The sequence below is a fragment of the Streptomyces sp. Ag109_O5-1 genome (genome assembly GCF_003814875.1).
GTDB classification, from domain to species: domain Bacteria; phylum Actinomycetota; class Actinomycetes; order Streptomycetales; family Streptomycetaceae; genus Streptomyces; species Streptomyces sasae.
The window spans coordinates 2,757,998-2,771,100 of the sequence record NZ_RKQF01000001.1; the positions used below are offsets into that span (position 1 = coordinate 2,757,998).

Sequence of the window (13,103 nt, forward strand, 5' to 3'; positions counted from 1 at the left end):
GTTGCGCCGCGTGAAGCACACATCACGGGACATCCGCACCGCGAACCGCTACGAGGTGCTGCGCCACATCATCGCCGAGTCGCCCACCTCCCGGCAGGAGCTGGCGGCCGTCACCGGGCTGAGCCTGGCCACGGTCGCCACCCTCGTCGGCGAGCTGCTCGAACTGCGGATGATCACCGAGGTCGGCTTCGAGGACTCGGCGGGCGGCCGCCCCCGGGGGCTGGTGGCGGTCAACGCGTCGGGAGGCGCGCTGATCGGTGTCGACATCGCGGAGACCTACGTCCATGTCGAGCTGTTCGACCTCGCGTTGAACGTGCTGGCCCGCGCCGAGGAGAACATCCGCCCCGGCGAGAACCGGCCCGAGCAGGTGGTGGGCCATGCCGCCGCGGCGGTCGGCTCGGTGGTGGCGCAGGCCGGTGTCGAAGGGGCGCGGGTCCTCGGTGTCGGGGTGAGCGTGCCCGGCCAGGTCGACCGGGACACCGGGATCGCCGAGTACGCGCCCAACTGGGACTGGCACGACGTGCCGTTGCTGGCCCTGCTGTCCGAACACATCGCCTACCCCCTCCATCTGGACAATCCGCTGCGGGCCTGCGCGGTGGCAGAGCAGTGGTTCGGGGCGGCGCGGGGGCGCGGGGACACCGTGGTGGTGAACCTGGGCACGGGTGTCGGCGCCGGGCTCGCGCTCGGCGGCGGCCTGCACCGGGGCGTCAGCAACAGCGCGGGCGAGTGGGGGCATACGACGCTCGTGCTGGACGGGCGGCTGTGCCACTGCGGGAACCACGGCTGTGTGGAGACGTACGTCGGCGCGCCCGGGATCATGCTGAACCTGCGGGAGTCGAGCCCGCAGAGCCCGCTGCTGCACCCCGAGGACCAGACGGCGACCATCGACGCGCTGGCCCGGGGTCTGGCGGACGGCGACCCGGTCGCCCTCCAGGTGGTCCGGGACACGGCCCGTTACATCGGCGCCGGTATCGCCAACCTGGTCAACCTGCTCAATCCCGAACTGGTCGTGCTCAGCAGCTGGGTGGCCCGCAGGCTCGGCGAGCCGCTCCTCGACGAGGTGCGCGAGGCCGTACGGCGGCACGCGCTGGGGCGGCCGTTCGCCGCCATGGAGATCGTCCTCTCCCCCATCCCCACCGACCCGGTGTGCCTGGGCGCGGCCACGTTCGCGCTGGAGGGCGCCCTGCGGTCGGTGGGGCTGCGGAACGGGGGACGGACGGGCCGTACCGCGCCGTCTTCGCGCTGACCAGCGCCCGCCCTCCCGGGTCCGAGAGCGCCCTCCCGGTGATCGAATAAGTCCAAATCGCGGGTCGATTAATCCATTGCCGGGCTCTTCGGCGCTCTGCGACCGTCGAGACGTATCCACGGCCGGTCGGCCTCCCAAACCGGCCGGCCGTACGTCGTGCACGGAACGAGGGAGGCCCCGGCGTGGCCGGAAGCATCGAGGTCCGCGGTCTGTCCCGCACCTTCCACACCACCGTCCGGCGCCCGGGCTTCACCGGCGCTCTGCGGTCCCTGGTCAACCCCGAGCGGGTCGAGAAACACGCGGTCTCCGACATCACCTTCGACGTCTCCCCGGGCGAACTCCTCGCCCTGCTCGGCCCGAACGGCGCCGGCAAGTCGACCACCATCAAGATCCTCACCGGGATCCTCACCCCGACGTCCGGCCAGGCCCGGGTCGCGGGCGTGGTGCCGTACCGGGAGCGGGAGCGCAACGCCCGTAACATCGGGGCGGTGTTCGGGCAGCGGACCCAGCTGTGGTGGGACCTGCCGGTACGGGAGTCGTTCGCGATCCTGCGGGACATCTACGAGGTACCGAAGGCCGAACACGCCGCCCGGCTGCGGGAGTTCGATGACCTGCTGGAGCTGTCCGCGTTCTGGGACACCCGGGTGCGGCACCTCTCCCTCGGCCAGCGGGTGCGCTGCGACCTCGCGGCCGCGCTGCTGCACGATCCGCCGGTGGTCTTCCTGGACGAGCCGACCATCGGCATGGACGTGGTGGTGAAGGAGCAGGTCCGCGAGTTCCTGCGGTACCAGGTGGCCGAGCGCGGCCGTACCGTGCTGCTGACCACCCATGACATGACCGAGGTCGAGCGGCTCGCCGAGCGGGTGGTGCTGGTCAACCACGGGCGGCTGGTGCTCGACGGCACCCTGGACGAGATCCGCCGCGACTTCGGCTCGACCTGGCAGGTGCGGGCCACCCTTGCGGACCCGCACACCCCGGTCGGGCCGCTGCCGGGCATCACGCTGGTGCGCCGGGACGGGCCGCAGGTGGTGTTCGGCCCGGACGGCCCGGCCGCGCCCACCGTCCACCAGGCGCTGAAGCTGGTCATCGAGCGGTACGAGGTGACCGGCGTGGCGGTGGACGAGGCGGACCTGGAGGACGTGATGCGGGCGGCCTACGCCGAGGCCAGGTCGGCGGCCAAGGCCGAGGCGGTGTGACGATGGCACTGACGTACGCCTGGCGCGCCGCCCGGGTCACCCCGCTCGGCGAGCTGTACACCCCGCCCCGCATCACCGCCGCGCTGCTGCGGCTGACCGTACAGGTGGTGCTGGTCGCGTCCCTGTGGCACGGCCTGTACGCCCAGACCGGTACGACGGCCGGACTCTCCCGGGACCAGGCGGTCACCTTCGCCGTGCTGGCCGTACTGGCCTCCCGGCTGCGGGAGCTGGACCAGTACGCTGCGCGGGACACGGTCGTCCAGCACATGTACTACGGCACGATCGTCTACTGGTACCTGCGCCCGCTCTCCCCGCAGCGCTACTACGCACTGCGCGCCCTGGGCGAGCAACTGTACGGCTTCGTCTGGGCATTCACGGGATATGTGATCTGCCTGGCGGCCGGGGTCGTACAGCCCCCCGAATCGGCGGCCGTGGCGGGTGTGTTCGCCCTCAGCCTGCTCCTCGGCCAGTGGGTCCTGCACTACGTCATGCTGCTCATCGACCAGTTGTGCTTCTGGACGCTGCGCAACACGGCGGCCCTGCTGATCCTGATCTTCGCGCAGAACCTGATGTCCGGGGTGTACGCGCCGCTCTGGTTCTTCCCGCAGTGGTTCCTGACGCTCAGCTCCGTCCTGCCCTTCCAGGCCACGCTCAACGTGCCGTTGTCCCTGTACGTGGGCCGTATTCCACTGTCCGAGGCGGGCTTCCAGCTCGGCGTCCAGGCGGCCTGGGTGGTCGGACTGCGCTTCCTCACCCGGTTCCTGTGGCGGCGCGCCGCCCGTCGAGTCATCGCCCAGGGAGGCTGACGTCCATGAACTCCGTACGGATCATGTGGCGGATCACCCAGCTCAACTTCCGTGCCCAGCTGGAGTACCGCACCGAGTTCCTGATGATGATCGCGATCGGGGCGGTCTGGCAGGTGTCGGTGATCGTGTTCGCGACCGTGCTGCTGACCCGGTTCGCCGGGATGGGCGGCTGGGACAGCTCGGACGTCCTGCTCATCCCGGCGACCCGCATGCTGGCCCACGGTCTGTTCGTCCTGTTCCTGGGCCGGATACACGGTCTGGGACGGCACATCCAGGAAGGCAAGATCGACGCGTATCTCCTCCGCCCGCTCCCGGTCTACCGCCAGGTCCAGCTGGAGTTCTTCCCGACCAACGCGATCGGCGACCTGACGGTGGCGGTCGGCCTGATGGCGGGCGCGCTGAGCCGCAGCCACCTGGACTGGACGCCGGGGAGGATCTCGTATCTGATCGCCGCGGTCCTCGGCGGCATGCTCCTGGAGGCGGCCCTGTTCACGGTGGTGGCCTCGGCGTCCCTGCGCTTCCCGGCCGCCGACTACTGGGGCCGCTGGCTGGAGGAACTCCTCGGCACCTTCGGCAGCTACCCGCTCAACGTCCTCCCGAGGGCGGTCGGCGGCTTCCTCACCTACGGCCTCCCGCTCGCCTTCGTCGCCTACTTCCCGGCGGCGGTCCTCACCGGCCACGGCCACAGCACCGGCGCCCCGTACTGGCTGGCGGCGAGCTCACCGCTGCTGGGCCTGCTCGCGTACCTGGCCGCGAGGCTGCTGTGGCGGTGGGCGCTGGACCACTACACCGGGGTGAACGGCTGATCTTCCCGCGCTGTCAGGTGCGGCCCGCGCCGCGGATCGGGGTGCACAGGCCGGCGAGGGCGACGAGGGCGCAGCAGGCCCCGGCCAGGGCGGCCACATGGGCGGTGCCGTACCGCTCGGCCGCCCAGGTGAGGGCGGCCGCACCGACCGGGGCCACCGAGTACTGGAGCGTCCAGTGCGCGGAGGTGACACGGCCCAGCAGCGGCTCGGGGGTGATCTCCTGGCGCAGGGACATGGAGCAGGTGCCCGCCACGCCCACACAGGCCAGGTAGGCCGCGCTCAGGGCGGCCACGGCGGGGACCGTGCGCGCCCAGCCGAGCCCGGCGAAGGCCAGCCCGCACACCGCGGTCGCGCCGATCCAGGTCGGCCCGAACCCCAGCCGGCGGACGAGCCGGGCGACCAGCAGCGCCCCGGTGATCGTGCCGACGGCGCCGACCGCCAGCACCGTGCCCACCGTGCCGTCGTCGTGGCCGAGGTCGTGCTTGAGGTGGTAGATGAGCAGGTCGTTGATGCCGAGGCTGAGGAAGCTGAAGACGGCGAGAAGGCCGGTGAGCGAGCGCAGGACGGGGTGGCGGACGAGGTACGAGATCCCGGTGCGCAGGTCGCGCCACACGCTCGTGTCCTTGGGTGCCCGGTCGTCCCCGGCACGCTCCCGGAGCCGTACGAGAAGCAGGCAGGCGGCCGAGACGGCGTAGCTGGCCGCGTCCACGGCCACCGCGTTCGCCGGTCCGGCCCAGGCGGCCACCAGGCCCGCGCCGAGCGGTCCCAGGACACCGGCCACGGCGGCCGTGGCGTTCAGTCTGCCGTTCGCCTCGGTGATCCGGCCGGTGCCGACGAGTCCGCGGACGACGGTGACGTACCCGACGGCGAAGAGCATGCCGACGGCCTCGCACAAGGGCAGGACGACATAGAGGAGCCAGAGCCGCGGTCCGGCGAGCCAGACCAGCGGGACCAGTCCGTACAGGACCATGCGGACCAGGTCGCAGGCGATGAGGAGCTTCCGGCGGTCGACACGGTCCACGACCACACCGGCGAAGACCGCCGCCAGCACCATCGCGGCACCGCCGACGCCGGTGAGCAGTCCCATCCGGGCCACCGAGCCGGTCGCCTGCAGAACCAGCAGGGGCAGCGCGATCAGACTGAAGGAGTCCCCGAGGACGGACAGCGTCTGGGCGAGCCAGAAGAAACCGAAGTCCCGCTGTCTCCAGAGCGGTCGGCCGTCGGCCGTACGCTCGGGCGCCGCCGGCACCACGCGCCGCGCCCGGTTCGTCACGGCACCCCCTTCCGTCCCGGCAACCCTATGCTCCGCGCGATGACGACCGGTACGGGACGAACCCCCGCAAGGAGAAGCCGTGTCGACGGTCGCGGGCATCCCTCGCCCTGGCGGGCAGCGAACAATCGCCTGGCCATCCAAACCTAGGGACTCTAGGATTCAACCTAGGAATCCAAGGGAGGTGTCATATGGCCCGTGCCGGAATCACCGCCGACCGGCTGGTCGCTGCGGCGGCCGAGATGGCCGACGAGGTCGGCTTCGAGCAGGTCTCGCTGTCCGCGCTGGCCCGCCGGTTCGGGGTGAAGGACGCGAGTCTCTACTCGCACGTCCGCAGCCTCCAGGACCTGCGTCACCGGCTCGCGCTGCTCGCCGGCGGCGAGCTGATCGACGGCATCGCGACGGCGGTGGCCGGGCTCTCCGGGAAGGACGCGCTGGCCGCCTACGCCGGCGCGTACCGCGCGTACGCCCTCGCCCACCCGGGTCGTTACGCGGCCACCCAGATCCGGATCGACCCGACGCTCGTCGACCCCGACGCCCCCGAAATGCGCCGCACGGTGGAGATCACCTACGGCATGCTGCGCGGCTACGGCCTGGCCGAGCCCGATCTCACCGACGCCGTACGCCTGTTGCGCGCCGCCTTCCACGGCTACTGCGCCCTGGAGGCCGGCGGCGGCTTCAACGCACCGCGGGACGTCCGCGCCTCCTGGGACCGGGCGATCGACGCCCTGCACATCGCACTCGAACACTGGCCCCGAGAGGAGCACGACCACCGTGTCTGACCTGTACTACGACGTCACCGGCAGCGGCCCCGTCCTGTTGACCATCCCGGGCGGCGCCGGCCACCCCATGGGCCTGGGGCCGCTCACGGAGCACCTCGCACCGCACTTCACTGTCGTGACCTACGACCCCCTCGGCCTCGCCCACGGCAGGCTGGGCGACACGTTCGCCGACCAGCGCGTCGCGGACTGGAGCGGGGGCGCGCACCAGGTGCTGGAGGAGGTACTGGCGGAGGGCGACTCGGCGTACGTCTTCGGCACCAGCGCCGGCGGTATCGCCGCCCTCGACCTGCTGGCCCGCAGTCCCGGCCGACTGCGGCACGTCATCGCCCATGAGCCGCCGTGCGTCACCCTGCTGCCGGACGGCGACCGTCTGCGGGCCGAACTGATCGGGCAACTCGACGGCGGACGGCCGGACTCCGGGGCGGTGACGCCGTTCTCCGTCTTCCTCGCCCATGTCCTCCGCCCGTTCACCACCTACCGGCCGCAGGACGGCCTGCCCCGCCTCACCGTGGCCGCGGGCACCGACTCCCGCGGTCAACTCCTGCACAGGACAGCGGAGTCCGTCGCCCAGCACACCGGCGGCACCTTCACCGAGTTCCCGGGCGGCCACCTGGGCACCCTCGAACACCCCGGCTCGTTCGCGGAGCGGATCGCGCAGATCTTCGCGGAGTGAGAACCCGGGTCCGGCAGGGCAACCTTCCGGACGCCGGCGGCAACCACAGGGCATGACAACCGCGCGACGCACCACACGTCACCGCCGGGCCCACGCCTTCCGCAAGCCGGCGATCGGCGCCCTCGCGGCCGGCGGACTGCTGGCCGGCGCCTGGTACGCCGGCACCTCCGGCGCGGCCACGACCCCGAATCTCAAGGTCACGTCCACAGCGGTGGCCCTCAGCGCCAAGTACCCCTATCTCTCTGCCGGTTACAACAACACCCGGGAGTGGAACCGCACCGCCACCGCGGTCGCCCCCAACGGCACCATCCGGGTCGCCTGGCCCGCCGCCGACGGCATCCATGTCACCCTGCTCACGACGGCCGGCAAGCGGTCCGGAGCCGACACGGTCGTCAAGGGCGCCAAGGAGGTCGGCGGACTCGTCGCCCACAGCGACGGCTTCGCCCTCCTCACCCGGGTCGCCGACACCAACAAGTGGAAGGACACGGCCGCCGCCATCGTCCGCTACACGGGCGGGAAGAAGACCTGGTCCACCAAGCTCACCGGTACCGCCTCCCACGACACCTCCCCGACCCTCGACGGGCAGCTCACCTGGAACGGCAGCAAGTACGGCGCCTACTTCGTGGTGCACGGCGCGGGCGGCTTCGCCGACGGGCACTACGGCGACAAGCTGTCGTACGTCAGCGCCAAGGGCACGAAGCTGAGCGGCGGCTGGAGCTGGGGCTGCAGCCACAACGAGGGCATAGCCCTGCACGCCGAGACCTCCGGCGCCTTCACGTCCCTCTGCTTCGACGACTGGCGCTCGGGCCTGTTCGTCTCCACCGGCATCGGCGCCCCGGACGTGGCCCCGGTCGTCCAGCGGGAGCAGTGCTGGGCAGGGTACTGCGGTGGTACCTTCCCCAGCCGCACCGGCGACCTGGTGAAGTCGTCCACCGGCAGGTACGCGACCGCGTTCGCCTCCCGGGGCGCCGCCTCTGCCAAGAAGAACTCCGCCGACAGCAGCGGCCGCGGCTGGTCGGTCACCCCGAAGACCGCCACCCACCAGGTCGCGATCGCCTTCCTGAAGAACCGCAACTCCGGCCCCGGCAAGGCGATCTACCTGACCAGCGCCAGGACGGTCGAGAACGTCAACGTGCACGTCGCGCCGTACGGCAAGGACAAGCTCCTGGTCTCCTGGGAGTCGTTGAAGAACGCCAAGTGCTCGGCGGGCACCTGCACGGGCACCTTCACGGGAACGCATCTGCGACTCGTCGACTGGACCGGCAAGTTCGTGGGCGCGGACAACGTGGTGAGCGCGCGGATCACCGGCGACATCGCGGTCCTCAAGGACGGCTCCCTCACCTGGGCCTATGCGCCCGTCACCCCGGCCTACGGCACCCCGCTCACCGGATCGTCACCGACCACGACGACCCTGCGGATCGCCCGCCTCACGCCGTGACGTGAGCCGCCGTCCCGAGTGCCTCCGCCGTCCGGCGCATGACCTTCACGGGCTGCGCCGGATCGGCGGCCGGCCACTCGACGGTCCCAAGGCGCCGCGACCTAGCTGTTCCACCAGGCCGGAGGTCGACCTCGGGGCCCGAGGCGGCTCAGTCCCGCGCGATGTCCTCCACATCCACCCCGGACCCCTGCCACCGCACCCGCAGGCCGGGACCCTCGCTCCACAGCACCGTCAACTCCCGCTCTCCGTCAACACGTACAGCCACCAGCTCCCCCAACGGCTCGACATCCGCCGCCCCGGTGAGCCGGCTCAGCGCGACGAACAGGGTGTCGCCCTCCCCCGTGACCCCGGTCAGCCCGTCGTCGAGGCCCACGGCGGGCAGCAGTTCGGCCCGGAGGCCCTCACCTGCCGCCCACCCGGTCACCCGCACCGACGTCCCGGGTTCCGCCCCCGACACGAGGAAGGCACGCACCTCCACGGCCCCGCGCACCAGCACGGCACTCGTCACCCGGGCTCCCGAAGCGGCCGAGTGCCGCGAGGCCGCCCAGCCCTCCCCGACGCCCAGCGGCTCGATCTCCGTCCGGCTCGGATCGCCGCCGAGGATCACACTGTTGTCGTACGACGCCGAGGGCTCCGTCACGGTCGAGTAGCCGAGCCGGGTGTAGTACGGGTCGTAGCGGACGTCCTCGCTGCCGTGGTTGTGGAGGCGGACCACACCGTCCGAACGCGTGGACTGGAGCAGCCAGTTGGCGGGGGTGATGGGCGTGACCGCGTCCGTGCGTTCCGCGGGCCCCGGCTCCTCCGTCGCCGTCCACACCTCGTGCTCCGGCGGCAGCAGCAGGCCGAGGAAGCCCTTGCTCGCCCAGTAGGGGGAGGCGGGGCCCGAATAGCCCTGCAGGACGGCCGCGTCGGGGCCGTGCCAGCCGAGGGTCAGCAGACCCCGTCCGTCGACCGCGCCCCGGTCCAGGAAGTACTTCAGAGCGCCGGAGGCCAGTCGCCGGGTCTCCCCGGGGGCGAGGGGCGTACGGCCGGTGAGCGCGCCCAGCCACAGCGGGGCCGTGGTCGCGAAGCGGTAGGTCAGGGAGCGGCCCTGGTGCATGGGGGCGCCGTCGCCGCCGAACAGGCGGGCGTAGTCGGCGAGATGGCGTTCCAGGCGGCCGCCGTACAGGTCGAGCAGGTCCGTGTCGTCGGCGAGCCAGGCGTGCAGCACGGGGTAGAGGTGCATCGCCCAGCCGTTGTAGTAGTCGAACTTGCGGCCGTCGCCGTCGGTGTACCAGCCGTCGCCGACGTACCACTCTTCGATGCGGGCCAGGCCGTGGTCGACCGCCTTGCGCGCGGCCTCCGGCTCGTGGCCGATCCCGGCCAGGAAGCCGCCGACCATCACCGGGAACAACTCCCAGTTGCAGGGCCAGGGTTCGGCGGTGAGTGCGTCGGCGAGCCAGGCCGCCGCACGCTGTCGTACGGCGTCGTCCAGCCGGTCCCAGAGCAGCGGGCGGGTCAGCCGGAGGGCGAGGGCGATCGAGGCGGCCTCGACCAGCGGCTGGCTGCGGTCCTCGATGCGCGGCCAGACTCCCGACACGCCGGCCGCGAGACCGTCCGCGTACCGCTGCAGGGCGGTCTCGTCGCGGCGGAAGGCGGCGAGGAGCAGGGTGCGGGCGTAGCCCTCCAGGCCGTCGGAGAGGCGGCCGGACCAACTGCCGTGGTCGCCGGGGAAGTGGTAGAGGGCGCGGTCCGCGGTGGCGTACGGCTCCACGGCGGCCAGCAGCGCGTCGGCCGCCGCCTCCCAGTGGGCGCGGGTGTAGCCGGTGCGCGGGCTGGGACCGCGGTCCTCGGGAGGCAGCTGCATCGGGGCTCTTTCCGCTCGTGCCGTTCGACGTTCGAACCTGGGGCGCCCCGGTTCCGGTCGGGGCGCCCCAGGGGCTCATCCCACCCGCACGGTGCCCCGGGGCACCAGGTGCTGGGCGAGAAGCGCGTCACGCACCAGGCCCGCGTAGACGGTGGCACCGTATGCGGAGGTGTGCGTGTTGTCCTTCTTCTCGTTGTACAGGTACAGCGCCTTGGAGCCCTCCACGCCGAGGGACTCCACCAGCGCCTTGGTCTTCGCCGTCAGGTCGATCAGCGGAACGTCCTCGGCGGCGGCGACCGAGCGGATCACCTCAGGATGGTTGACGCCGAGCCCGTTGACCAGAAGCGCGATGTCATTGTTCAGTGTGCCGTCGGCGTTGAACCAGCGGCGCACGATCGGCGTGACGAGAACCGGCCGCCCGCCCTTCTCCCGTACGCCCGCGACGAGGGTCTCCAGATTCGTCCGGTACGTGACCTCGTCCGTGGTCTTGTCGTTGTGCGCCAGCTGGATCAGGACCAGGTCACCCGGGCGGATCAACGGCTGGACGGTACTCCAGAGTTGGGGCTTCTGGAGGTAGGTCACCGTGCTTTCGCCCGAGGCGGCGTAGTTGGCGACGGCGACGCCCTTGCGGAGGAACTGCGGGAGTTGCTGCCCCCAGCCGGTGTAGGGGGCGGCGGGCTGGTCGCAGACGGTGGAGTCGCCGACGAGGAAGAGCTGCCGGGTGTGCCGCGCGGCCGGGGTGACCCGGATGTCGGCGAGTGCGGGTGCGGAGCCGCCGATCGCCAGGTCGAGGCCGGGAGTTCCGTCCGGTCCGGTCGGCTCGCCCTCGGGCGTGCGGACATTGACGGTGAAGGCGCGGGTGACGCGCTGCCCGGCGTCGGCGGCCGTCTCCGGCAGCAGCGAGCGACGGGTCTCGCCGCTGATGCTCGTGCTGGACGGGGCGTCGCCGCCGAGCCGGACCGTCACGTCGTAGTTCCCTGCCGGGACGTCGAAGTGGCAGGCGGTCGCGCTGCAGTTCTCGATGCCGAGCATGCTGGGCGGCGGCTTCCGGTCGTGGGCCTGGGCGGCGGGAGCGGTCGTCAGGCAGGCGCCGAGGACGACCGCCGCAAGGGCGGCGACACGAACACCGTTGAAACGTCTCACTCGGGACTCCTCCGTCACGGGACAGTCACACCGACAGGGCCTGGCGGGGACCGTACCGCCACTCACAAGCGCTTTCTAGACCTTGGACCGTTTTCACAAGATTGCCAACCCCATGAAGGCGAAAGCCCTTTCGCGAAATCGATTCAACTGTCACTCTCACAGACACCCGCACCCCCGCCCCACCGAAGGAGGCACCCCCATGTCCGGATCCAACGGGAGATCGCTCGGACGCCGTACCTTCGTCCTCGGCAGCGCGGCCGCCGCCGGTACCGCGGCCCTGGCCGGACCGCTGGCGACGAGCGCCTCGGCCGCGAGCTTCGGCTGGTCGGACGACGGCTCCAACTACGTCGTCGACACCGGAGCCAGCCTCGTCTTCAAGGTCAGCAAGACCAACGGCGACCTGACCTCGCTGGCCTACAAAGGCACCGAGTACCAGGGCTACGGCGGCAAGAACTCGCATGTGGAGTCGGGCCTCGGCACCTCCACCGTGACCATCGCCCAGTCCGGCTCCACGATCCTGATCTCGGTGACGTACGGCACGCTGAAGCACTACTACGCGGCCCGCAGCGGCGAGAACAACGTGTACCTGTGGACCAACAAGGCCGACGACTCGGTCACCGCGACCCGCTACATCGTGCGCGTCAAGGCCGGCCTGTTCCTCAACGACGAGCCGGACTCCTACACCTACGCGCCCACCGTCATCGAGTCCGCGGACATCTTCGAGAAGTCGGACGGCCAGACCCGCGCCAAGCACTACTCGAAGCTGCGGGTGATGGACTACAACTACATCGGCTGGACGACCGGCAGCGTCGGCCTGTGGATCGTGCGCAGCAACCACGAGAAGGCGTCCGGCGGCCCGTTCTACCGTTCGCTGCTGCGCCACCAGAGCGCCGACGGCGGCGGGCTGTACGAGATCCTGTACTACGGCGAGAACCAGACCGAGCCGGAGCGCTTCGGCCTCCAGGGCCCGTATGTCATCGCGCTCACGGACGGCGGCGCGCCCTCCTCCTCGCTGTACGCGGGCACCCTCACCACCTCTTGGGCGGACTCGCTCGGCATCTCCGGGTACGTCTCCGCGAGTGGCCGCGGCCGGGTCGCGGGCGTCGGCATCTCGGGGCGGGACACGGCCTACGCGTACACGGTGGGGCTCGCCAACTCGGTCGCGCAGTACTGGGGTTCGGCACGCTCGTCGGACGGCTACTTCTCGATCGCGGGGGTGCTGCCGGGGACGTACACCCTCACCGTCTTCAAGGGCGAACTGGCCGTCTACACCGGCTCGGTGACCGTGACTGCGGGTGCCACGACCACCCTCAACACGATCGCGATCGCGTCCTCCAACGATCCCAGCAACGCCTCCGCGATCTGGCGGATCAACAACTGGGACGGCACGCCCAGCGGGTTCAAGAACGCCGACCTGATGACGTACGCGCATCCGTCGGACGTCCGGGCCGCGTCCTGGACCGGGAACGTGGTCATCGGCAGCGGTACCGAGACCTCGTCCTTCCCCTGCTACCTGTGGAAGGACGTCAACAGCGGGATCATCGTCTACTTCAAGCTGACCGCCGCCCAGGCCGCCGCCGCGCACACCCTCAGGATCGGTGTGACGACGGCCTACGCGAACGGCCGGCCGCAGGTCGTCGTCAACGACACCTGGACCTCCGCCGTCCCCGCCGCGCCCACCCAGCCGAGCACCCGCTCGCTGACCGTGGGCTCCTACCGGGGCAACAACAACACGTTCACCTACAGCGTCCCGGCGTCCGCCTGGCTGACGGACACCAGCTCCTACAACACGCTGAAGATCTCCGTGGCCAGCGGCTCCGGTACGACGTCCTTCCTCAGCGCCGGCACCTCGATCGACGCGATCGACCTGCTCGCCTGAACCACGGCAACCCTCCGG

General features: G+C 71.3%; 11 protein-coding genes. 8 read left to right on the forward strand and 3 right to left on the reverse strand.

Annotated features, from left to right (window positions below):
• Positions 1–10: 10 nt before the first annotated feature.
• From EDD90_RS12340 to EDD90_RS12355, 4 genes are all read left to right on the forward strand, one after another.
• Complete coding sequence (locus EDD90_RS12340) at positions 11–1,246, forward strand: ROK family transcriptional regulator (protein WP_123973050.1); 1,236 nt, start codon at positions 11–13, stop codon at positions 1,244–1,246.
• 182 nt (positions 1,247–1,428) lie between these two features.
• Positions 1,429–2,442, forward strand: a complete 1,014-nt coding sequence (locus EDD90_RS12345; protein ID WP_123973051.1) for an ATP-binding cassette domain-containing protein — start codon at positions 1,429–1,431, stop codon at positions 2,440–2,442.
• A gap of 2 nt (positions 2,443–2,444) precedes the next feature.
• Complete coding sequence (locus tag EDD90_RS12350; RefSeq protein ID WP_123973052.1) at positions 2,445–3,248, forward strand: ABC-2 family transporter protein; 804 nt, start codon at positions 2,445–2,447, stop codon at positions 3,246–3,248.
• Between the two features lie 5 nt (positions 3,249–3,253).
• Positions 3,254–4,054, forward strand: a complete 801-nt coding sequence (locus tag EDD90_RS12355; protein ID WP_123973053.1) for an ABC transporter permease — start codon at positions 3,254–3,256, stop codon at positions 4,052–4,054.
• 13 nt (positions 4,055–4,067) lie between these two features.
• Here EDD90_RS12355 and EDD90_RS12360 read toward each other — a convergent pair whose 3' ends face one another.
• Positions 4,068–5,327 carry an MFS transporter gene (locus EDD90_RS12360; RefSeq protein ID WP_260327828.1) on the reverse strand — a complete coding sequence of 420 codons (1,260 nt, stop codon included), beginning with the start codon at positions 5,325–5,327 and terminating at the stop codon, positions 4,068–4,070.
• A gap of 188 nt (positions 5,328–5,515) precedes the next feature.
• Between EDD90_RS12360 and EDD90_RS12365 the strand changes: the two genes are divergently transcribed.
• Genes EDD90_RS12365 through EDD90_RS12375 form a run of 3 tightly spaced genes read left to right on the forward strand, consistent with a single transcriptional unit; the run spans position 5,516 to position 8,217 of the window.
• Entirely contained in the window at positions 5,516–6,106 is a 591-nt protein-coding gene (locus tag EDD90_RS12365) for a TetR/AcrR family transcriptional regulator (RefSeq protein ID WP_123973055.1), read from the forward strand.
• Entirely contained in the window at positions 6,099–6,779 is a 681-nt protein-coding gene (locus EDD90_RS12370) for an alpha/beta fold hydrolase (protein WP_123973056.1), read from the forward strand. Before EDD90_RS12365 ends, EDD90_RS12370 begins: the two co-directional genes overlap by 8 nt.
• A gap of 52 nt (positions 6,780–6,831) precedes the next feature.
• The gene (locus EDD90_RS12375; protein ID WP_123973057.1) at positions 6,832–8,217 is read left to right on the forward strand and encodes a hypothetical protein; all 1,386 of its coding nucleotides are present in this window, start codon (positions 6,832–6,834) and stop codon (positions 8,215–8,217) included.
• 148 nt (positions 8,218–8,365) lie between these two features.
• On the opposite strand, the gene EDD90_RS12380 is transcribed toward EDD90_RS12375, so the two are convergent.
• Together EDD90_RS12380 and EDD90_RS12385 are read right to left on the reverse strand one after the other, a co-directional pair.
• Positions 8,366–10,063 carry a DUF2264 domain-containing protein gene (locus EDD90_RS12380; protein WP_123973058.1) on the reverse strand — a complete coding sequence of 566 codons (1,698 nt, stop codon included), beginning with the start codon at positions 10,061–10,063 and terminating at the stop codon, positions 8,366–8,368.
• A 75-nt stretch (positions 10,064–10,138) separates the two neighbouring features.
• Positions 10,139–11,206: a rhamnogalacturonan acetylesterase gene (locus EDD90_RS12385; protein ID WP_123973059.1), complete on the reverse strand. Its 1,068-nt coding sequence runs from the start codon at positions 11,204–11,206 to the stop codon at positions 10,139–10,141.
• A 199-nt stretch (positions 11,207–11,405) separates the two neighbouring features.
• On the opposite strand from EDD90_RS12385, the gene EDD90_RS12390 reads away from it, so the two are divergent.
• Positions 11,406–13,085 carry a rhamnogalacturonan lyase B N-terminal domain-containing protein gene (locus tag EDD90_RS12390; RefSeq protein ID WP_123973060.1) on the forward strand — a complete coding sequence of 560 codons (1,680 nt, stop codon included), beginning with the start codon at positions 11,406–11,408 and terminating at the stop codon, positions 13,083–13,085.
• The last annotated feature ends 18 nt before the right edge of the window (positions 13,086–13,103 follow it).

What these genes read in the sequence shown, in the direction of transcription:
- EDD90_RS12350 (WP_123973052.1), top strand. Translation starts at nt 2,445, where the DNA reads ATGGCACTGACGTACGCCTGGCGCGCCGCCCGGGTCACCCCGCTCGGC.
- EDD90_RS12355 (WP_123973053.1), top strand. Translation starts at nt 3,254, where the DNA reads ATGAACTCCGTACGGATCATGTGGCGGATCACCCAGCTCAACTTCCGT.
- EDD90_RS12365 (WP_123973055.1), top strand. Translation starts at nt 5,516, where the DNA reads ATGGCCCGTGCCGGAATCACCGCCGACCGGCTGGTCGCTGCGGCGGCC.
- EDD90_RS12375 (WP_123973057.1), top strand. Translation starts at nt 6,832, where the DNA reads ATGACAACCGCGCGACGCACCACACGTCACCGCCGGGCCCACGCCTTC.
- EDD90_RS12380 (WP_123973058.1), bottom strand. Translation starts at nt 10,063, where the DNA reads ATGCAGCTGCCTCCCGAGGACCGCGGTCCCAGCCCGCGCACCGGCTAC.
- EDD90_RS12390 (WP_123973060.1), top strand. Translation starts at nt 11,406, where the DNA reads ATGTCCGGATCCAACGGGAGATCGCTCGGACGCCGTACCTTCGTCCTC.